The organism is Streptomyces sp. NPDC001941 (genome assembly GCF_040296945.1).
Lineage (GTDB): Bacteria > Actinomycetota > Actinomycetes > Streptomycetales > Streptomycetaceae > Streptomyces.
This window is the reverse complement of sequence record NZ_JBEOYE010000139.1, coordinates 1-18,427: the sequence shown is the minus strand read 5'-3', so window position 1 is coordinate 18,427 and position 18,427 is coordinate 1. Positions and strand designations below refer to the sequence as shown.

Here is an 18,427-nt window from a genome sequence, read left to right as displayed (position 1 = left end):
TTTCTTTGGTTCGGGTGTGGGGGGGGGGGTCCTCTCGGCGGGGGGGCTTTTGTTTTCATTTTTCTTTTATACCCGTGAACAGTCACATGTCACACGTCAGGCCCCATCCATACGGAAGCGCTCCTCGGACCGACCCCTCAGACCCCGATCACCTGCGGCCGGTACACCGTCAGCGCCTCCACGTCCTTGTCGATGAACAACTCCCCCGGAGCCTCCGCGACTTCACCGTCGAACGCCAGGTGCGTGCCCGGCTTCAGGCCGCCGACGCGCAGTCGGCGCATCTTCTCGGCGGCGTGCACGGGGGAGCGGCTGAGCGGCCCCGCGAGCGCCGCGAGCAGCAGCCGCAGGCTGGGCAGCCGTCCGCCGTGCACCACCCGTACGTCGAGCAGGCCGTCGGCCAGGTCGTAGCGGCGGCCCGGCGTCGGGCCCATCCGCTGGTACAGGCAGTTGCCCGCGAACAGCAGCCACAGCGCGTGCCGTTCGCCCTTGAAGCGGGCCTCCAGGGGGTGTTCGCCGCGCAGCACCCGGGCCGCCGCGAGCACCCCGGCGGGCCAGCCGCCGATCCGCGGCGACCAGTGCTCGCGCATCCGTACCAGCTCCGGGTACACGCCGAGGCTGAACGTGTTGAGGAAGTAGCCGTGCTCGGCGCCGTCCGGGCCCGGGGTGAAGCGCCCGAGGTCCACCCGCACCGCGTCCCCCTGCGCCAGCGCGCGGCAGGTGTCGTGCACGGTCTCCACGCCCAGGTCGTACGCGAAGTGGTTCAGGGTGCCGCCGGGGAAGACCGCCAGCGGGACGCCCTCGCGCGCGGCGATGACCGCCGCCCGGTTCACCGTACCGTCGCCGCCCAGGATGCCCAGTGCCCGGCAGTGTCCGACGGCCTTCTCCAACTCCTCCTCCACCGCGCCGGGTTCGCACTCGACGACCTCGGCGAGCGGCAGCGCGTCGCGCACCAGGGCGGCGTTGTCGGAGCTGCCGGACGCCAGGTTGGCGATCACCACCAGGCCCTCGCCGCCGGGCAGGGCCGGGGCGTCGGCGTGCGGGCGGCCCGGCGCGGGCAGCTGGTCGCGGGTGGGCACGATGCCTCGCACCGCGTAGGCCGCGCCGACCCCGAAGGCCGCGCCCACCAGGACGTCCCCCGGGTAGTGGACGCCCGTGTACACCCGCGACAGCGCGACCGCGGCGGCGACCGGGGCCACCGCCGCGCCCCAGCCGCGCGACTCGAGCGCCACGCCGGTGGCGAACGCGGCCGCCGAGGCGGCGTGGCCCGACGGGAAGGAGGTGGTGAACGGCTGCCTCTTCAGGCGTCGCACCATGGGCACGGCGTCGATCACGGGCCGGGCGCGGCGCACCGAGCGCTTGCCGAGGGTGTTGATCGTCGCGGAGGCCAGCGCCAGCGACGCCACGCCGCGCGCGGCGGCGCGCCGCGACCGGGCGCCGCGCCCCAGCGCGGCGATGCCCACGGCGGCACCGAACCACAGCAGCCCGTGGTTGGCGCTCCTGCTCAGCCGGGGCAGCACGTGGTCGGCTCCGGGCCAGTGCCGGGTCGCGACGCGGTCGAAGACCGCCCGGTCCCAGGCGCTCAGCAGCTCTCCCGCGCGGGTGCCGGAGAGGAACGTGGACGGTGCGTCGTGCTCCACAGGTGACATGGCACGCGTGTACCCGCAGGTGCCGGGCCTGAAGCGGCGACCTGCGCCACACGGCGCGCGCCCGGCACCCCGGCCCCGTAAGCCCCCTCGCCCCGGCCCCGTACAACCCCCTGCACCTGCCCCGTACCGCCCCGCCCTCCACCGCCCCCGCCACCCCGTACGTCTCCTCCCGTACCGCCCCCGCCACCCCGGCGGATCGCGCCCGGCCCCGCCCCGCGCGCGGGCGTTTGCGCGCGGGGATCGGGGAGAGGCGCACGGCAAGTGCTTCGGACCGGAGGCACGTTCCGTGGGAGTGGCGTACCGCTCCGGACGTGCGACGTCCCGGCCTCCCGCACAGGCTCTCCGGACGTCCGACGCCCCGGCACGCGACCCTCCCGGCGGTGACCGCCCATCCACCGCACCACCCCAGGGAGCTGGAGACGCACCATGCGTACCCGAGCAAGCACCCGGGCCTCCACGAGGCATCCGCACGACGACGCCCCCGACACCACCGAGGCCTTCCGCCGCCTGACCGCGCTGCCCGCCGGGCACGAGCGCGACACCCTGCGCCAGGAGGTCACCGCCGCCTGGCTGCCGATGGCCGACCGGCTGGCCGGCCGCTTCCGCAACCGCGGCGAGTCCCTGGAGGACCTGCGCCAGGTCGCCGCGCTGGGCCTGGTGAAGGCCGTGGACCGGTACGACCCGGGGCGCGGTACGGCCTTCGAGTCGTTCGCCGTGCCCACCATCACCGGCGAGATCAAGCGCCACTTCCGGGACCACATGTGGACCCTGCACGTGCCCCGCCGGGTGCAGGACCTGCGCGGCCGGGTGCGCACCGCCTGCCAGGAGCTGTCCCAGACGGCCGGCGGGCGGAACCCCACGGTGGGCGAGATCGCCCGCCAGGCGCACATGTCCGAGGAGGAGGCGGTCGCCGGGATGGAGGCCCTGGACAGCTTCACCGCGCTGTCCCTGGACGCCGAACTGCCCGGCTCCGACGACGGCTACAGCCTCCAGGACGGGCTCGGCTCGGTCGACCGGGCCCTGGACGTGGTCGTCGACCGCGAATCCGTCCGGCCCCGGCTGCGCGACCTGCCCGAGCGCGAGCGCCGCATCCTCTACATGCGCTTCTTCCGCGACATGACGCAGAGCAGCATCGCCGCGGACCTGGGGATCTCGCAGATGCACGTCTCCCGGCTGATCAGCCGCTGCTGCTCCCGGCTGCGCGAGGACATCATGCGGGACGCCGCCTGACGGCCGTCACCGGCAACACCCGCCCGCCCGCACCCCGCACCGTCCCGTCCCGTCCCGTCCCCACCGAGCCCTGTCCGGACCCGGCCCCGTCCGGACCCCGGCTCCGAGTGGACCCCTGCTCCGTCCGCACCTCGTCGCCACCGGGCTCCGCCCGCCCTCGCACCCCGGACACGAGTGAACCCGGACACGAGTGAACCCGGCCTCGAGTGAACCCGTCACCCCGCGCCCCGGCCCGACCGGCGCTCCCGCCCAAATCTCCGTATAACTGGCATAAGGGACGGGTAGGGGGTCCCCGCCCCGGGCGGCGGGCGCCCCGGTGACGACGAGCTGCGGAGGTACGGGTATGCGGCGGACGGCTCAGGAGGGCCGCGGCCCCGTGCGCTTCCGCCCCCCGGCGCCCGGGCCCGGCCTGCCCGTACTGCCCGAGCTGGCCGCCGTACTGGCCGCTGCCGCCGGGCACACCGGAGTCGAGCCGCCCGGCGGCGGCGAGGCGCTCTGCGAGGCGGCCTGCGGCTACTGGTGGCGGCGCGGCCTGCGCACCCGGCCGGAGGACGTGGCCGTCGCGGCGGGCGCCCAGCCGCTGCTGCTCGCCCTGGTCGCCGCGCACGGCGGCGACGTCCTGCTGCCCCGCCCCTGCCCCGCCTGGTGGTCGCCGCAGGCCCGGCTGCTCGGCCGTCCGGCCTACCACGTGCCGACGCCCGCGGAGTGCGGCGGCGTCCCCGACCCGTACGCCCTGCTGGAGACCGTCCGCCGGGTGCGCGCCGAGGGCGGGCGGCCCGGCCTCCTCGTGCTCTCGGTGGCCGACGACCCGACCGCCACCGTCGCCCCGCCCGAGGTGGTGCGGGAGGCCTGCGAGGCGGCCGTCGCCGAGGGGCTGCACGTGATCAGCGACGAGACCTGGCGCGACACCGTGCACCGGCCGCACGAGACGGTGCTGGTCAGCCCGGCGGAGATGTGCCCCGACGAGGTGACCGTCCTGACCGACCTGCGCGGCTCGCTCCTCCCCTCGGGCTGGCCCGTGGCCGCCGCCCGCTTCCCGCCCACCGCGGCGGCGGCCGGGCACCGCGACCGCACCCTGGACGTCCTCACCGCGCTGGGCGCCGGGGTGCCCACCCCGCTGGCCGTGGCCGCCGCCCACGCCCTGGGCGAACCCCCCGCCGTCGCCACGCGCGCGCGGGAGGCCGCCGCGCTGCACGCGCGCGTGGCCGCCGCCGCGCACCGCGCCCTGCTCGCCCGCGGGGTGCTGGCCCGGCCGCCCGGCGCGGGCCGCCACCTCTACGCCGACCTGGCGCCCCTGCGGGCGGGCCTGGCCGAGCACGGGGTCACCGACTCCACGGAGCTGGAGGAGTACCTCACGTACCGCCTGGGGGCCTCCGTCCCCGGGGGCCACCGCTTCGACGACGACCAGGGCGCCCTGCGCGCGCGCCTGGCCACCTCGCCCCTGCTGGGCTCGACCCCGGAACAGCGCCTGGAGGCACTCGCCGCGTCCGACCCCCTTGACCTGCCGCACGTGGAACGGGCGCTGGAGGCGTTCGGGGCCGTCCTCGACGACCTGCGCTGACCGGACGGACCGGCCGGGGCCACCCGCCGACGCCGGCCCGCCGCGACCCACCGCCCCGACCGGCCGCGCTCCACCGACGCCGACCGAAGTGGAAGGAACCCGTAGATGACGGAACAGACGGCACGGCCGCAGCCGCAGCGCGCCGCCGGGCACACCCGCCCCCCGGAGCGCGCCCCGCTGCGCCCGCTGGGCCTGGCCCGCACCTGGCCCCGGAGCTTCGCCGACCGCCTGACCGCCCCGCTGCCCGGCGTGCGCGCCATGGCCCGGCTCGCCCGCGAGGGCGCCGTGCGGCCGCGCCGCGAGGGCCTGGCGGACATCCCGCTGCTGCCGTTCGCGCCGGGCCCGCTGCCGGACGCGCCCGCGGACACGGTCGCCGTCACCTGGGCCGGGCACGCCAGCTGGGTGGTCCGCATCGGCGGCCTGACCGTGCTCACCGACCCGGTCTGGTCGCGCCGGATCCTGGGCACCCCGGCCCGCCTCACGCCCGTCGGGGTGCGCTGGGAGGACCTGCCGCCGGTCGACGCGGTCGTGGTCAGCCACAACCACTACGACCACCTGGACGCGCCGACGCTGAAGCGGCTGCCGCGCGACACGCCCGTGTTCGTGCCCGCCGGGCTCGGCCGCTGGTTCCGCCGTCGCCGGTTCACCCGGGTCACCGAGCTCGACTGGTGGGAGGCCGCCGAACTGGGCGGGGTCCGCTTCGACTTCGTGCCCTCCCACCACTGGTCCAAGCGCGGCCTGACCGACACCTGCCGGTCGCTGTGGGGCGGCTGGGTGCTCACCGACGCGGCCGGGCGCGGCGTGTACTTCGCGGGTGACACCGGCTACGGGCACTGGTTCCGGGAGATCGGCCGCCGCCACCCGGGCCTGGACCTGGCGCTGCTGCCGATCGGCGCGTACGAGCCCCGCTGGTGGCTGCGGGACGTGCACACCGACCCCGAGGAGGCCGTCCAGGCCTTCCTCGACCTGGGGGCGCGGCGGATGGCCCCGATGCACTGGGCGACGTTCGTCCTGTCCTGCGAGCCCGTCCTGGAGCCGCTGAACCGGGTCAGGGCCGCCTGGGAGCGCGCGGGCCTGCCCCGCGAACGGCTGTGGGACCTGCCGGTGGGCGGCTCGGCGGTGCTGACGGACGGCTGAAGGGCCGGGCGGAGGGCGGGCGCTACGGAACGGAGGGCCGCGGCCCGTACGGACGCGGACCACGCCCCGTACAGCCGCGGCGTCCGTACGGACGAGCACACAGGGGCACGCGCACGCGCACGTACGGCACGGCCTACGCGTGCCCCGCCTACGCGTGCTTCTCGTCCGACCCGCGGTGGCCGCGCAGCTTGCGCCACAGCATCGGCGCCGTGCTGAGCAGCACCGTCAGCGCCACCGCCGTCACCACGCCCTCCCACGGGCGGGCGAACAGCGAGCCGCCCAGGATCCCGATCAGCTGGTACGTCGCCGCCCAGGCCAGGCACGCCGGGACGTCGCCGCGCACGAAGCGGCGCAGCGGCATCTCGGCCAGCAGGCAGGCCAGCATCACCGGGATGCGGCCCGCCGGGATCAGCCGGGACAGCACGAGCACGGACACCTTGTGCTCGCGGAGCTTGGCCTGCGCCTGCTCCAGCCGGTCGGGCGCGGCGCGCCGGCGCAGGGCCTGGAGCCACCGGGAGCCGTTCTTGGAGCGCACGCCGCGCTGCCCGAGCCAGTACAGGGCCACGTCGCCCAGCAGCGCCGCGCCCGACGCCACCAGGAACACGAACAGCAGCGACAGCGGCGCCGTCTGGTGGAACGCCACCACGGCCGCCGAACTGACCACCGCGCCCGTCGGGATCACCGGCACCAGCGCCCCCAGCGCCACCAGCAGGAACAGCGACGGGTAGCCCGCCGCCTGCTGGGTGGACTCGGTCGGCAGCTGCCCCACCAGGTCACCGATCGCACCGCTCACCGGGCGACCTCCGGGCGCACCCGCTCGCCGTGGGCCAGCCGGTGCACGACCACCTTGGGCGCCACCCGGGCCGCCTGGCGCACGAACTCGTCGCCCGGCGCGTGGAACTCGTGCGGGCGCACCCCGTCCAGGCCGATCGGCCAGTACGTGCCGTAGTGCACCGGCACCGCGGCCGCCGGGCCCAGCCGCGCCAGCGCCTGCGCCGCCCGCCCCGCGTCCAGGTGGCCGTGGCCCAGGTAGGGCCCCCAGCCGCCGACCGGCAGCAGCGCCACGTCCACCTCGCCCACCGCGTCCGCCATGCCGTCGAACAGGCCCGTGTCCCCGGCGAAGTACGTCCTGGCCCGCCCCTCGATCACGTACCCCAGCGCCGGGCAGCGCTCCGGGCCCACCGGCAGCCGCCGTCCGTCGTGCAGCGCGGGCACCGCCCGCACCCGCAGCGCGCCGGCCTCCACCTCGTCGCCGACGGCCACCTCGGTCAGCTGGAGGCCCCGCAGCGCGCGCAGCCGGGGCACCGCGCGGACCGCCCCCCGCGGCACCACCAGACGGGTCCCCGGCGCGAGCCGGGCCAGCGACGGCAGGTGCAGGTGGTCGGAGTGCAGGTGCGAGACGAGGACCACGTCCGCGACCGCCGCCTCGGGCGGCGGCACCGCGCCGCGCCGCCTGCGCAGGTGCGCCAGGCGCCGCGCGAACAGCGGGTCGGTCAGCACCCGCACCCCCGAGTCCTCCACCGTGCAGGTGGCATGACCCCACCAGGTGACCTCCACCGCCACGCGCCTCCCGCTCCCTCGGCGGGCGCCCGTGCGGCGCCCGTGGTCCCTCGTGCGTTCCCTCGTCCGCGTACGAGCCTACGTTCACCCGGTCTCGGCACGGGCCGTTCGGAGTAGGGTCGGCGCATGGACGACGTACGCGTGGCGGCGATCACCTGCCTCACGCCCCTCGAGGAACTCGACGGCGAGCCCTTCCTGGTGGACACGCGCAGCCAGCACGCCATGTGCGAGCGCTGGGCCGCGGACAAGGGGTACGTCGTCATCCGGCAGCTGCTCTGCTACGGGATGCGCCCCGACCACCGGGTGCTGTGGGCGGACGTCGAGGCGGGCCTCGTCGACGTGTTCGTGGCGCCCAACGAGCGGGTGCTCGCGCGGGCGCTCACCTCCTTCGAGGCGTTCGGCGCCGAGTGCGAGCGCCGCGGCGTGCGCCTGGAGACCGCCGGGCTCGACGAGCCGTCCTACGACGCGGCCCGCAAGGCCGACGTGCACCGCCGGCTGTCCATGCCGACCGCCGGGTACCACGGCCGCTGAGTCCCGCCGTCCCGGCCGCCGCTCCCGCGCCCGTACCGGGCCACCCCGCGCGCTGTGCCAGGCTGGGGGCCCGGTGAGGCGAAAGGCGACGGGTCGTGGGTGAAGGGCGAGGGCGTACGGAGCGCTGGCGGGCTGCGGGCGCGGCCGTGCTGCGGGTGGTCGTGGTGTGGGCGGTGTCCAGCCTCACCCTGCTTGCGCTGGCCGGGATCCTGCCCGACTTCCAGCTCCAGTCCGACGACGGCGACAGCGTCACCCGTACCGCCGTCACCGCCGCGTGGGGCGCGGGCGCGTTCGGACTGCTGTCCGCGCTGGTGTGGCCGCTGGTGGTGCGCGCGCTGCTACTCGTGCCCGCGCTGGTCCTCGGACTGCTCGCCTTCTTCCTCAACGGCTCGCTGCTGCTGCTCGCGCTGCGGCTCATCCCCGACGGGCGCGGCGCCGCCGACCCGCAGACCGCCGTGGTCGTCGCGGCCGTGATGTCCGCGGTGGCCTCCGCCACCTCCACCGGCCTGGCCGTACGGGACGACAACGCCTACCGGCGCCGCCTCTCCCGGCTCGCCGTGCGGCGCCGCCGCAGGGGCGGCGAGGAGTGCGCGCAGGGACCGGGCACGGTCTTCCTCCAGCTCGACGGCGTCGGCCACCGCGCGCTGATCGACGCGGTCGAGGCCGGCCTGATGCCGACCGTCGCCGGGTGGAGCGCCACCAGCCACCGCCTCACCCCCTGGCGCACCGACTGGTCCAGCCAGACCGGCGCCAGCCAGCTGGGCATCCTGCACGGCTCCAACCACGACGTGCCCGCGTTCCGCTGGTACGAGAAGGACACCGGCCGCGTCATGGTCAGCAACCGCCCGGCCAGCGCCGCCGAACTCCAGCGCCGCGCCATCGAGCGCACCGGCGACGGCGGGCTGCTCACCCTGGACGGGGCGAGCCGCGGCAACCTCTTCAGCGGCGGCGCCGACCAGCTGGCCCTGGTGCTCTCCATGGCCGCCCGCCGGGGGCCCCGCAACCGCTCGCGCGCGGGCTACTTCGCGTACTTCTCCGACCCCGCCAACACGGTCCGCACCGCGGGCTCCCTGGTCACCGAGGTCTGCCGGGAGATCGGCGAGTCCACGCGCGCGCGGGCGCGCGGGGACCGGCCCCGGGTGGGGCGCGGCGGGCTCTACCCGTTCATCCGGGCGTTCGCCACGGTCGTCGAGCGCGACGTGGTCGTCGCGGCGGTCCTCGGCGACATGCTCGCCGGACGCACCGCCGTCTACGCCGACCTGGTCGCCTACGACGAGGTCGCCCACCACTCCGGGCCGCACAGCCGCGACGCGGCCCGGGTGCTGCGCCGCCTGGACCGCTCGATCGCGCTGGTCGCCAAGGCCGCCGAGCACGCCCCGCGGCCCTACCGGATCGTGCTGCTCTCCGACCACGGCCAGAGCCCGGGCGAGACCTTCGCCGGGCAGTACGGGCTGACCCTGAAGGACCTGGTGCGCGCGGGCTGCGGCCTGCCGGTCCCGCGGCGCGCCGGGCGCACCCGCAGCGGCGCCGAGGCCCGCGACGCGGCCCGCGAGGCGCTGCGCGGCGCGCTGCACCGCCCGGAGCGCGACGCGGAGGGGGAGTCGGACAGCGACCCGGTGGTGCTCGCCTCCGGCAACCTGGGCCTGGTCTCCTTCCCGGACGTCCCGCACCGGATGAGCCGCCAGGAGATCGACGCCCGCCACCCGGCGCTGCTCGACACCCTGGCCGGGCACCCGGGCATCGGGTTCCTGCTGGTGCGGGACGAGGAGCACGGCTCGGTGGTGCTCGGACCGGGCGGCGAGGCGGTCCCGGTGGCGGACCTGGCGGACGAGGAGGGGCCGCTGAAGGTGTTCGGCCGGGGCGCGGCCGACGCGGTGCGGCGCACGGACGGCTTCCCGCACGTCGCCGACGTGATGGTGAACTCGATGTACGACCCGGCGACCGGGACGGTGCACGCCTTCGAGGAGCAGATCGGCTCGCACGGCGGTCTCGGCGGCGAGCAGTCGCAGCCGTTCCTGCTCGCCCCGCGCGCGTTGCGGCCCGCCCCGGACGGGCTGACGGGCGCGGAGCAGGTGCACCGGGTGCTGCGCGGCTGGCTGCGGGAGGACGCGGGGCCCCAGGTGCCGGTCGCCGAAGGCGCGCTGGACGGCGGGGCGGTGGCCCGCGCGGACGTGGTGGCGGTGGGTGCGGAGGATCACCGGCCGGGGGCCGGGGCGGAAGGAGAATCTCCGGTTCCCGGCCGTGCCGTACCGGACAATGACGGGTGATTTGGTGCAGCGTTTGCCGTACCTGACCATGGTCGGGTTTGTACGGCGAAAGGCGCACCACCCACATGACCACGGTCACCCCCGCAGGCAGCCCCCCAGGTGAGTCCCGCGACGAACAGGGCAAGCACGCACGGCGCTTCGGCCTCCCCGTCGCGACGGCCCTGGTCATGGGCAACATCATCGGCGGGGGCATCTTCCTGCTCCCCGCCTCCGTCGCGCCCTTCGGCACCATCAGCCTGGTCGCCTTCGGGGTGCTCACCCTCGGCGCCATCTGCCTGGCCCTGGTCTTCGGGCGGCTCGCCGAGCGGCTGCCGCAGACCGGCGGACCGTACGTCTACGCGCGCGAGGCGTTCGGCGACTTCGCCGGGTTCCTCGCCGCCTGGTCGTACTGGATCACCACCTGGGTCTCCAACGCGGCGCTCGCCGTCGCCGCCGTCGGCTACCTCGACGTGCTGGTCCCGGTGCACGACTCCAAGGCCGCCACCATCACCGCGGCCCTCGTCCTGCAGTGGCTGCCCGCCCTCGCCAACCTGGCCGGCACCCGGTACGTCGGCGCCGTCCAGCTCGTCGCCACCGTGCTGAAGTTCGTCCCCCTGCTGCTCGTCGCCGTCGGCGGGCTGTTCTTCTTCGACCCCGCCAACCTGGGCCCCTTCCAGGCGGGCGACCAGGGAGCGCTCGGCGCGGTCTCCGCCTCCGCCGCGATCCTGCTCTTCAGCTACCTCGGCGTGGAGTCGGCCGCCGTCAGCGCCGGGGAGGTGCGCGACCCGCGCCGCAACGTCGGCCGCGCCACCATCCTCGGCACCCTTGGCGCCGCCGTCATCTACCTGCTCGGCACCCTCGCCGTCTTCGGCACCGTCGCCCACGGCAGGCTCGTGGACTCCACCGCGCCGTTCTCCGAAGCCGTCAACGCGATGTTCGGCGGCTCCTGGGGCGGCACCGCCGTCGCCTGCATGGCGCTGGTGTCGATGGTCGGCGCCCTCAACGGCTGGACCCTGCTCAGCGCCCAGACCCCGTACGCCGCCGCCAAGGACGGCCTGTTCCCGCAGGTCTTCGCGCAGAAGCGGCGCGGCGTGCCCACCGTCGGCGTGCTGGTCACCGTGGTCCTCGCCTCGCTCCTGACGGTCTACAACTACACGGCCGGCTCCCAGGGCGTCTTCGAGATCCTCGTCCTGGTCACCACGTTCACCGCGACCGTCCCCTACCTGCTGTCCACCGCCGCGCAGATCTACTTCCTGGCCTCCGGGCAGTCCGCCCGCGTCGACCGGCGCCGGCTGGTCCGCGACGCCGTCCTGGCGCTGGCCGCCTTCGGCTTCTCGATGTGGCTGGTGGCGGGCTCCGGGTACGAGGCGGTGTACCAGGGCGTGCTGTTCCTGTTCGGCGGCGTGCTGGTGTACGCGTGGATGAAGGCGCGCAAGGAGCGCGCGGCGTAGCGGACCCTCCGTACCCCGGCGGAGGGCTTGGTCCGCGTCCCGCACCCGGCGGAGGGCTCTTGGTACGCGTCCCGCACCCCGGCGGGCGGCGTAGCACGCGTCACGCACCCGTGGGGCCCGTGTTCCGTATGAGGTAACCAGGGTCCCTCACACGAGCGGTTCCCGGCGTGTTCGCGCGCGTCGCGCGCATGCCTCGGGCACATACCCCTCATGGCCCCGGACCGCACCACCGTGCTGACCGTCCCGCGTGCTGCCGCACGCCGGACGCTGCTGGTCGTGCTGCTGGTCCTGGCCGCCCTCCTGGGCACGTCGGCGGCGCCCTCCGCGGCCGAACCGCGCCCGGCGGCGACCTCGGCACCCGACCCCGCGGGCGAGTCCCAGCAGGACGGGACCGAGACCGAGGCGGCGGCCCCGGCCCTCGCGCCGGCCCGCGCCCGCGCGGCCCAGCGCCCGGCGGGAGGGCGCGCCCCCCGAGGGGACAGTCACGGCGCCCCCTCCCTCCCGCACCCGGACCGCCTGCCCGGATCACTGCTCTCCCTGCGCACGGTGGTGCTGCGCTGCTGACCGCCCCGAGCGGCGAAGACAGCAGTCCACCACCCCCCACAGCAAGGGAAGTCCGTCATGCCCATCGACCCGTTCGCGGCGCTGAACGCGCTGCTGCGGGCGGAGGCGTCGCGCCTCAGCCCGACCCAGGACAAGCCGTCCACCCAGCAGCCGGCCAAGGCGGAGGACCGCCGCCCGGACCACCGCGACCCGGGGAACCGCCACTGACGGCCGTCACCGGCGACCGTCGCTGACGACCCGTCGTCGAGCGCGGGGGCGGGGCGCATTACCTGGGCGGTAATCGACCCGTCCCCCCGCTCACCGGCACCCTCTGAGTACCGGATCCCAGGCGGCGCACTCCGACTGGGGTCCGGGCCGGTTCCCGCGGACGGCCGCACGCGTCGTCCGCCCCGTTCCCCGAACCCTCGGAGGGTGATCACCATGTCCCAGGCCCTGCTCACCGGACTCGTCCGCACCGCCGAGCCGCAGGTCATGCTGCGCCGGTTCCTCGCCCTCGACGCCGTGGTCACCGCCGCCAACGGGCTGGTCTACGCGCTGGCCGCCGGGCCCGTCGGGCGGCTGCTCGGGGTGGGGGAGGGGCTGCTGCTCGGGCTCGGCCTGTTCCTCGTCGCGTACGCCGCCGGGGTCGGCGCGCTCGCCCGGCAGCGGCGGCCCTCCCCCTTCTGGGTCTCCCTGGTCGTCGAGGCCAACGCGGCCTGGGCCCTGCTGAGCGTGCTCGCCACCGTCCTGTGGTTCGACGTCACCCTCGCCGGGGCCGTGTGGATCCCCGCCCAGGGCCTGGTCGTCGCCGGGTTCGCGGTCGCCCAGCGCGCCTGCCTGCGCGCCGGGCGCGCGTCACAGTGACCGCAGGTACTTCACCGTCGCCGGGTCGGCCGGGAGCAGCGTCTCGATGGCCAGCTCGGCGACGGTCACGTCCATCGGCGTGTTGAACGTCGAGATCGAGGAGACGAAGGACAACACGTGCCCCTCGTGCTCGATCCGCAGGGGGAGGGCGAAGTACGGGTACGGGGCGGGGTCCTCCCCGCCCGCGTCCTCCCGCACCGGGTACGCCGCCACCTCCTCGTACAGCTCCTTCAGCGCCGGTGAGCGGGCCAGCGCGATCTGGCGCTCCATCTGGGCCAGCAAGTGCCCGCGCCACTCGGCCGGGTTGAGGATCCGCCGGGCCAGGCCCTCGGGGTGCAGCGTGATGCGCATCGCGTTCAGCGGCGGGGTCAGCAGGTGCTCGGGCAGGCCGTCCAGGAGCATCGTGATGCCCCGGTTCGCCGCGATCACCTCATACGTCGCGTCCACCACCAGCGCCGGGTACGGCTCGTAACCCGTCAGCAGGGCCTCGATGCCCGTCCGCAGGGTGTCCAGCGACGGGTCGGACAGCGGGGTCTCGGTGAACCGCGGCGCGTAACCCGCCGCCAGGAGCAGCGCGTTCCGCTCGCGCACCGGCACCTCCAGGTGCTCCGCCAGGCGCAGTACCATCTCCTCGCTCGGCCGCGAACGGCCCGTCTCGACGAAGGAGATGTGCCGGGCCGACGAGTCGGCGCGCAGCGCCAGTTCCAGCTGGCTCAGCCGGCGGCGCTCGCGCCAGCCGCGCAGCAGCGGGCCCACGCCCCGGCCGGTCGCGGAGGCCGTGCCCGCGTGGGTGGTCGTCGTCATGTCCCGAAGGTAACCCAGCCGGGCGGGCAGGTGTCGCGCGCCGGTACGGGGGGACCGTAACGTCACCGTGCAACGTGAAATCCCACGTGTGACGTCCACATGTGACACCGCACCGCCGCCCCCGGCGAGAGGAGCCGCCACCATGACCGTCGAACCGCTGTCGCAGAAGGACATCGAGGAACGGCTGCGCGAACTTCCCGGCTGGTCCCTCCAGGGCGACCGGATCGCCCGCACCTACCGTCTCGGCTCCCACTTCGCCGCGACCGCCTTCGTCGTCCACATCGCCCAGATCCAGGAGGAGCTGGACCACCACTCCGACCTGACCCTGGGCTATGACTCGGTCGCGCTCACCGTGCACACCCACGCCGCCGGGGGAGCCCTCACCGCACGCGACTTCGCGCTCGCCGAGCGCGTGGAGGGCATCGCCGCCGGGCACGGGGCGGGCGACCAGTAGGAGGGTGAGGAGACGGGGCCCGGGCGGAAGGGCAGCCGCGCGGTGCTCAGGCGCGGCCTCCCGTCGCGCCCGGCGGCAGCGAGTCCGCCCGCGCGCTGGCGCTGACGTACCGCTGACGCAGCGCTGACCGCGTACGCCCGGGTCCGCCGGGGCCGCTCCGCCACCGCCCCCGTACGCCGGGAACGGCCGTCGGGTTGCCTCCGCCCGGCAGACTCCCGCGAATGGCGCGATCCGGCCCTCCGGCCGCCCCGCGACCCGCCCAACCCCGTCCCACCAGGGGTGTTTTCCGGTCGCTCTCCGCGGCCCGGGGCCCGGGGCATACGTGAGCGTCTACGCTCGACGGCATGGACGCACTCGCCGGACTGCTCGACGGACCGCGGGCCCGGGGGGCCTTCCTGCTGAAGATGGTCATGGAGCCGCCGTGGGCCGTGCGCATTGACGACCGCGCCCCGCTCTGCCTGATGGCCGTCACCCGGGGCGAGGCCCTGCTCACGGCCGGCGCCGGCGAGCCCGCGCTGCTGCGGCCCGGCGACGTCGCCGTGGTGCGCGGCCCCGAGGCCTACACGGTGGCCGACGCCCGTACCACCGCGCCGCACGCCCTGATCGGCCCCGGCGGCACCTGCCACACGCTCCAGGGCGAACCCCTGCACCAGTCCATGCAGTTGGGCGTACGCACCTGGGGCAACGCGCTGGACGGCTCGACGACCATGCTGGTCGGCACCTACCAGATGGACGGCGAGGTCACCCGGCGCCTCCTGGACGCCCTCCCGGTCGTGCTGCACCTGCCGTCCGCCGACTTCGGCAGCCCGCTGATGGCCGTCCTCGACGACGAGATCGGCCGGGACCAGCCGGGCCAGAGCGTCGTCCTCGACCGGGTCCTGGACCTGCTGCTGATCGCGGTGCTGCGCGCCTGGTTCTCCCGGCCCGACGCCCAGGCGCCCGCCTGGTACCGGGCGATGGGCGACCCCGTCGTCGGGCAGGCGCTGCGGCTGCTGCAGAGCGACCCGGCCCACGCCTGGACCGTCGCGTCGCTGGCCGCCAAGACCGGGGTGTCCAGGGCCGGGCTCGCGCGCCGCTTCACCGAACTGGTCGGGGAGCCCCCGATGGCGTACCTCACCGGCTGGCGCCTGGCCATGGCCGCCGACCGGCTGCGCGAGACCGAGCTGACCGTGGACGCGATCGCCCGGCAGGTCGGATACAGCGGCTCGTTCGCGCTGAGTGCCGCGTTCAAGCGGGTCCGGGGGGTGAGCCCGCAGGAGTACCGCACCGGTGCCGGCGCGGGCGCCGGGGAGGTCTGAGGGGCGCCGCGCCCGGCGGAGGTCCGGACGCCGGGGGCGCCGCCGCGCGGAAGGTCGGAGCAGCTCGAATCAACTCAGAGCAGCTCACATCAGATCAAGGCAGCTCAGAGCAGCGTCGTGCGCCCGGGCTCGCGTCCGTGTCCGTCCTCGTCGCGGTCGTGCCGGTGGTCGCACCGGGGCCCCACGGGCTCCAGGCGGTACTGCGGGCACGGCGTGGTGAAGCACTGCTTCGGCTCGGGCACGCAGCGGTACCCGGCGGGGACGGGCACGCCCCGGCACGGGCCGGGCGCGGAGGCGGTGGTGGCGGGGGACGCCGCGACGGCGGCCGGAGCGGCGGTCGCGAGGAGCGGGAGCGCGAGCAGGGCGGGCAGCAGGAGCGCACGGCTCACGCGTGACATGTGACTCATGGTGACCACTCAAACACGCACCGGCTCCAGCTGCCACCACTGGGAGGGGGAGTCCAGGTCCTCCCACTGCCGCACGTTCCCGCCCTGCTCCAGCGAGCCGTCCGCGACCTCCAGGAGCAGCCCGCTGATGTGGCTGACCAGGGTGACCGTGCCGGGCGCGTCGAGGTGGCGCTCCACCAGCCACTCCTGGGCGCCGTAGTTGTTGGCCTTCCACTGCTGGACGTTGGCGCCGTTCTCGGTGGACGCGTTCGCCACGTCCAGGCGCTTGCCGCTGTGCGCGTTGACCAGGTGGTACAGCCCGGAGCCCGCGTGGGCGAGCTCCCAGTGCTGGGAGGTCGAGCCGTCCTCCTTGCCCTGCTGCACGTTGGCGCCGCTGCTCCGGGCGCCGTCGTACACCTCCAGGACCAGCCCGCTGGCCACGTTGCGGACCAGGTAGAGGCCCTCCTCGACCGGGCCGCCGGTGTCGCCTGCCGTGCTCAACTCGCCGCTCCTCGTGTGGTGTTCGCTTGTCCGATGGCCGCGTGGTTCAGGCCGCGTGGAAGGTCCTGCGGTAGGCGGCCGGGGACACCCCGATCGCCGTACGCATGTGCTGGCGCAGCGAGTTCCCGCTGCCGAAGCCCGCCCGGTCGGCCACGTGGTCGACGGACAGGTCGCTCGTCTCCAGCAACTGCTTGGCCAGCTCGACGCGTTGGGCGGTCAGCCACTGCCCGGGCGTCATCCCGGTCTCGTCGCGGAAGCGGCGCGTGAAGGTCCGTACGCTCATCCGCGCGTGCCCGGCCAGCTCGGCGAGCGTCAGTGGGCGCTCCAGGTGCTCCAGGGCCCAGGCCCGGGTCGCCGCCGTGGCCGCGACCGCAGGTCCCGGCACCGGCCGCTCGATGAACTGGGCCTGCCCGCCGTCCCGCCAGGGCGGCACCACGCACAGCCGGGCGACCCGGTTGGCGGTCGCGCTGCCGTGGTCGCGCCGCACCAGGTGCAGGCACAGGTCCACGCCGGACGCCGCCCCCGCCGAGGTCAGCACCTCGCCGTCGTCCACGAAGAGCACGTCCTCGTCGACCAGGACCCCGGGGAACAGCCGCCGGAAGTGCGCGGCCTCGCTCCAGTGGGTGGTGGCCCGGCGGCCGTCGAGCAGCCCGGAGGCGGCCAGCGCGTAGGCGCCGGTGCAGATCGACACGATCCGGGCCGAGGGCCGGATGCGGGCCACCGCGCCCTTCAACTCCGGTGCGAGGGAACCCTGTTCGGCCTGGCTGCGCAGGGCGTGCGTGGGCGGTACGACGACGGTGTCCGCCCGCTCCAAGGCCTCGGGGCCGTGCTCCACGGTGATCACGTAGCCGTCGGCGGTGCGCACGGGGCCGCCGTCGGGGGTGCAGACCACGGTCTCGTACAGCGGCGAGCCGTCGGGCGCGTGGGCGCTGCCGAAGATCCTCGGGGGGATCCCCAGCTCGAACGGGATCACGCCGTCCAGCGCGAGGACGGCGACGCGGTGCGGGGCGGACGAGGTCATGGCCGGATTCTGTCACATCCTGGCCATCCGGCCACTGCCGGGCCGCCCGTCCCTCACGCAGAGTGAGATAGGCGCCGATCACGCCGATCGATCGCCACCCAGCGCCGACCCCCTCCGGAGGAACCCCCGTGTCCGACACCCCCGCCCCCGCCACCATGCACGCCGTCACCGCTCCGGTCTGGGGCGGCCCCGAGGTGCTCACCGGGGCCCGCGTCCCGCGCCCCGCCCCCGGCCCCACGGAGATCCTGGTCAGGGTGTACGCGGCCGGGGTCAACCCGATCGACTGGAAGTCCCGCGCCACCGGCGGCTTCGGCCAGTGGGACGGCGTCCCCGTGCTCGGCTACGACGTGTCCGGCGTCGTCGAGGAGGTCGGCGCCGGCGTCACGCTCTTCGCGCCCGGCGACGAGGTGTTCGGGATGCCGCGGTTCCCGGCCCAGGCGAACGGTTACGCGGAGTACACGACCGGGCCCGCCCGGCACTTCGTGCGCAAGCCCGCCGCCCTGGACCACGTCCACGCCGCCGCGCTCCCGCTGGCCGGGCTCACCGCCTGGCAGGCGCTCACCGAGACCGCCGGGCTGCGCGCCGGGCAGCGCGTCCTGGTGCACGCGGCGGCCGGCGGGGTCGGCCACCTCGCCGTGCAGATCGCCAAGGCCCGTGGCGCGTACGTCATCGGCACCGCCCGGGCCGCCAAGCACGACTTCCTGCGCGCCCTGGGCGCCGACGAGCTGATCGACTACACGACCACCGACTTCGCCGACGCGGTACGGGACGTGGACGTCGTCCTCGACACCATCGGCGGCGACTACGGACCCCGGTCGCTCCGGGTGCTGCGCGAGGGTGGGACCCTGGTGACGATCCCCTCGCCGGCCGACGTGCCGGACCCGGAGCGGGCCGGGGCGCGGTCGGTACGGACCGGGTTCACCCTGGTCGAGCCGGACTACGCGGGCCTGCGGGGCCTGGCGGAGCTGGTCGCGGCGGGTGCGCTGCGGGCCGAGGTCGACACCGTACTGCCGCTCGCCGAGGCCGCGAAGGCGCACGAGCTGGGGGAGTCCGGGCGGACCCGGGGCAAGATCGTGCTGCGGGTGCGGGAGGAGTCGGCACACGCGGGCGAGTGAGCCGGCCGCGGGGCGGCCGGGAGGACGACGAACGCGGCGGGGCGGGGCCCCCCCCCGGGACCCGCCGCCCCCCCCCCCC

General features: G+C 75.7%; 19 protein-coding genes. 12 read left to right on the top strand and 7 right to left on the bottom strand.

What is annotated here, in order from left to right:
• Positions 1-137: 137 nt before the first annotated feature.
• On the bottom strand, positions 138-1,646 hold the full coding sequence (locus tag ABT160_RS43400; protein ID WP_351654881.1) for a bifunctional phosphatase PAP2/diacylglycerol kinase family protein: 1,509 nt from the start codon (positions 1,644-1,646) through the stop codon (positions 138-140).
• Positions 1,647-2,072: 426 nt separating this feature from the next.
• On the opposite strand from ABT160_RS43400, the gene ABT160_RS43395 reads away from it, so the two are divergent.
• The 3 genes from ABT160_RS43395 to ABT160_RS43385 all read left to right on the top strand — a co-directional run bounded on the left by ABT160_RS43395 (position 2,073) and on the right by ABT160_RS43385 (position 5,574).
• Positions 2,073-2,876: a SigB/SigF/SigG family RNA polymerase sigma factor gene (locus ABT160_RS43395; RefSeq protein WP_351654878.1), complete on the top strand. Its 804-nt coding sequence runs from the start codon at positions 2,073-2,075 to the stop codon at positions 2,874-2,876.
• Between the two features lie 343 nt (positions 2,877-3,219).
• Positions 3,220-4,437, top strand: coding sequence for an aminotransferase class I/II-fold pyridoxal phosphate-dependent enzyme (locus ABT160_RS43390; protein ID WP_351654875.1), 1,218 nt, complete (start codon positions 3,220-3,222; stop codon positions 4,435-4,437).
• A gap of 105 nt (positions 4,438-4,542) precedes the next feature.
• On the top strand, positions 4,543-5,574 hold the full coding sequence (locus tag ABT160_RS43385) for an MBL fold metallo-hydrolase (protein ID WP_351654873.1): 1,032 nt from the start codon (positions 4,543-4,545) through the stop codon (positions 5,572-5,574).
• A gap of 148 nt (positions 5,575-5,722) precedes the next feature.
• Here ABT160_RS43385 and ABT160_RS43380 read toward each other — a convergent pair whose 3' ends face one another.
• Together ABT160_RS43380 and ABT160_RS43375 are read right to left on the bottom strand one after the other, a co-directional pair.
• Entirely contained in the window at positions 5,723-6,367 is a 645-nt protein-coding gene (locus ABT160_RS43380; protein ID WP_351654870.1) for a DedA family protein, read from the bottom strand.
• Positions 6,364-7,137, bottom strand: a complete 774-nt coding sequence (locus tag ABT160_RS43375) for an MBL fold metallo-hydrolase (protein WP_351654867.1) — start codon at positions 7,135-7,137, stop codon at positions 6,364-6,366. The genes ABT160_RS43380 and ABT160_RS43375 overlap by 4 nt, the downstream gene beginning before the upstream one ends.
• A gap of 123 nt (positions 7,138-7,260) precedes the next feature.
• Between ABT160_RS43375 and ABT160_RS43370 the strand changes: the two genes are divergently transcribed.
• The 6 genes from ABT160_RS43370 to ABT160_RS43345 all read left to right on the top strand — a co-directional run bounded on the left by ABT160_RS43370 (position 7,261) and on the right by ABT160_RS43345 (position 12,769).
• Complete coding sequence (locus ABT160_RS43370; RefSeq protein ID WP_351654864.1) at positions 7,261-7,665, top strand: recombinase family protein; 405 nt, start codon at positions 7,261-7,263, stop codon at positions 7,663-7,665.
• A gap of 95 nt (positions 7,666-7,760) precedes the next feature.
• Positions 7,761-9,932 (top strand): phage holin family protein, encoded by a 2,172-nt coding sequence (locus tag ABT160_RS43365; RefSeq protein WP_351654862.1) that lies wholly within the window; start codon positions 7,761-7,763, stop codon positions 9,930-9,932.
• 65 nt (positions 9,933-9,997) lie between these two features.
• Positions 9,998-11,362: an amino acid permease gene (locus ABT160_RS43360; RefSeq protein ID WP_351654859.1), complete on the top strand. Its 1,365-nt coding sequence runs from the start codon at positions 9,998-10,000 to the stop codon at positions 11,360-11,362.
• A gap of 210 nt (positions 11,363-11,572) precedes the next feature.
• Complete coding sequence (locus tag ABT160_RS43355) at positions 11,573-11,926, top strand: hypothetical protein (protein ID WP_351654857.1); 354 nt, start codon at positions 11,573-11,575, stop codon at positions 11,924-11,926.
• Between the two features lie 57 nt (positions 11,927-11,983).
• Positions 11,984-12,133, top strand: a complete 150-nt coding sequence (locus ABT160_RS43350; protein ID WP_351654854.1) for a hypothetical protein — start codon at positions 11,984-11,986, stop codon at positions 12,131-12,133.
• A gap of 213 nt (positions 12,134-12,346) precedes the next feature.
• Positions 12,347-12,769 carry a hypothetical protein gene (locus ABT160_RS43345; protein ID WP_351654887.1) on the top strand — a complete coding sequence of 141 codons (423 nt, stop codon included), beginning with the start codon at positions 12,347-12,349 and terminating at the stop codon, positions 12,767-12,769.
• Here ABT160_RS43345 and ABT160_RS43340 read toward each other — a convergent pair.
• A complete protein-coding gene (locus tag ABT160_RS43340) occupies positions 12,761-13,573 on the bottom strand; it encodes a helix-turn-helix domain-containing protein (RefSeq protein WP_351654851.1) in 813 nt (270 codons plus the stop codon). The genes ABT160_RS43345 and ABT160_RS43340 overlap by 9 nt on opposite strands.
• Positions 13,574-13,715: 142 nt before the next feature.
• Between ABT160_RS43340 and ABT160_RS43335 the strand changes: the two genes are divergently transcribed.
• Together ABT160_RS43335 and ABT160_RS43330 are read left to right on the top strand one after the other, a co-directional pair.
• On the top strand, positions 13,716-14,027 hold the full coding sequence (locus tag ABT160_RS43335) for a 4a-hydroxytetrahydrobiopterin dehydratase (RefSeq protein ID WP_351654848.1): 312 nt from the start codon (positions 13,716-13,718) through the stop codon (positions 14,025-14,027).
• A gap of 344 nt (positions 14,028-14,371) precedes the next feature.
• On the top strand, positions 14,372-15,325 hold the full coding sequence (locus ABT160_RS43330) for an AraC family transcriptional regulator (RefSeq protein WP_351654846.1): 954 nt from the start codon (positions 14,372-14,374) through the stop codon (positions 15,323-15,325).
• Positions 15,326-15,429: 104 nt separating this feature from the next.
• On the opposite strand, the gene ABT160_RS43325 is transcribed toward ABT160_RS43330, so the two are convergent.
• From ABT160_RS43325 to ABT160_RS43315, 3 genes are read right to left on the bottom strand one after another with little or no spacing between them, the layout of a single operon-like run.
• Positions 15,430-15,723, bottom strand: a complete 294-nt coding sequence (locus ABT160_RS43325) for a hypothetical protein (protein WP_351654843.1) — start codon at positions 15,721-15,723, stop codon at positions 15,430-15,432.
• Positions 15,724-15,741: 18 nt separating this feature from the next.
• Complete coding sequence (locus ABT160_RS43320; protein ID WP_351654840.1) at positions 15,742-16,212, bottom strand: RICIN domain-containing protein; 471 nt, start codon at positions 16,210-16,212, stop codon at positions 15,742-15,744.
• 46 nt (positions 16,213-16,258) lie between these two features.
• Entirely contained in the window at positions 16,259-17,233 is a 975-nt protein-coding gene (locus ABT160_RS43315; RefSeq protein ID WP_351654838.1) for a GlxA family transcriptional regulator, read from the bottom strand.
• Between the two features lie 155 nt (positions 17,234-17,388).
• Between ABT160_RS43315 and ABT160_RS43310 the strand changes: the two genes are divergently transcribed.
• A complete protein-coding gene (locus ABT160_RS43310) occupies positions 17,389-18,348 on the top strand; it encodes an NADP-dependent oxidoreductase (RefSeq protein WP_351654884.1) in 960 nt (319 codons plus the stop codon).
• Positions 18,349-18,427 lie beyond the last annotated feature (79 nt).

Coding starts and splice junctions, on each gene's coding strand:
- ABT160_RS43400 (WP_351654881.1), bottom strand. CDS start 1,646: ATGTCACCTGTGGAGCACGACGCACCGTCCACGTTCCTCTCCGGCACC.
- ABT160_RS43395 (WP_351654878.1), top strand. CDS start 2,073: ATGCGTACCCGAGCAAGCACCCGGGCCTCCACGAGGCATCCGCACGAC.
- ABT160_RS43390 (WP_351654875.1), top strand. CDS start 3,220: ATGCGGCGGACGGCTCAGGAGGGCCGCGGCCCCGTGCGCTTCCGCCCC.
- ABT160_RS43385 (WP_351654873.1), top strand. CDS start 4,543: ATGACGGAACAGACGGCACGGCCGCAGCCGCAGCGCGCCGCCGGGCAC.
- ABT160_RS43370 (WP_351654864.1), top strand. CDS start 7,261: ATGGACGACGTACGCGTGGCGGCGATCACCTGCCTCACGCCCCTCGAG.
- ABT160_RS43360 (WP_351654859.1), top strand. CDS start 9,998: ATGACCACGGTCACCCCCGCAGGCAGCCCCCCAGGTGAGTCCCGCGAC.
- ABT160_RS43355 (WP_351654857.1), top strand. CDS start 11,573: ATGGCCCCGGACCGCACCACCGTGCTGACCGTCCCGCGTGCTGCCGCA.
- ABT160_RS43350 (WP_351654854.1), top strand. CDS start 11,984: ATGCCCATCGACCCGTTCGCGGCGCTGAACGCGCTGCTGCGGGCGGAG.
- ABT160_RS43345 (WP_351654887.1), top strand. CDS start 12,347: ATGTCCCAGGCCCTGCTCACCGGACTCGTCCGCACCGCCGAGCCGCAG.
- ABT160_RS43340 (WP_351654851.1), bottom strand. CDS start 13,573: ATGACGACGACCACCCACGCGGGCACGGCCTCCGCGACCGGCCGGGGC.
- ABT160_RS43335 (WP_351654848.1), top strand. CDS start 13,716: ATGACCGTCGAACCGCTGTCGCAGAAGGACATCGAGGAACGGCTGCGC.
- ABT160_RS43330 (WP_351654846.1), top strand. CDS start 14,372: ATGGACGCACTCGCCGGACTGCTCGACGGACCGCGGGCCCGGGGGGCC.
- ABT160_RS43325 (WP_351654843.1), bottom strand. CDS start 15,723: ATGTCACGCGTGAGCCGTGCGCTCCTGCTGCCCGCCCTGCTCGCGCTC.
- ABT160_RS43315 (WP_351654838.1), bottom strand. CDS start 17,233: ATGACCTCGTCCGCCCCGCACCGCGTCGCCGTCCTCGCGCTGGACGGC.
- ABT160_RS43310 (WP_351654884.1), top strand. CDS start 17,389: ATGCACGCCGTCACCGCTCCGGTCTGGGGCGGCCCCGAGGTGCTCACC.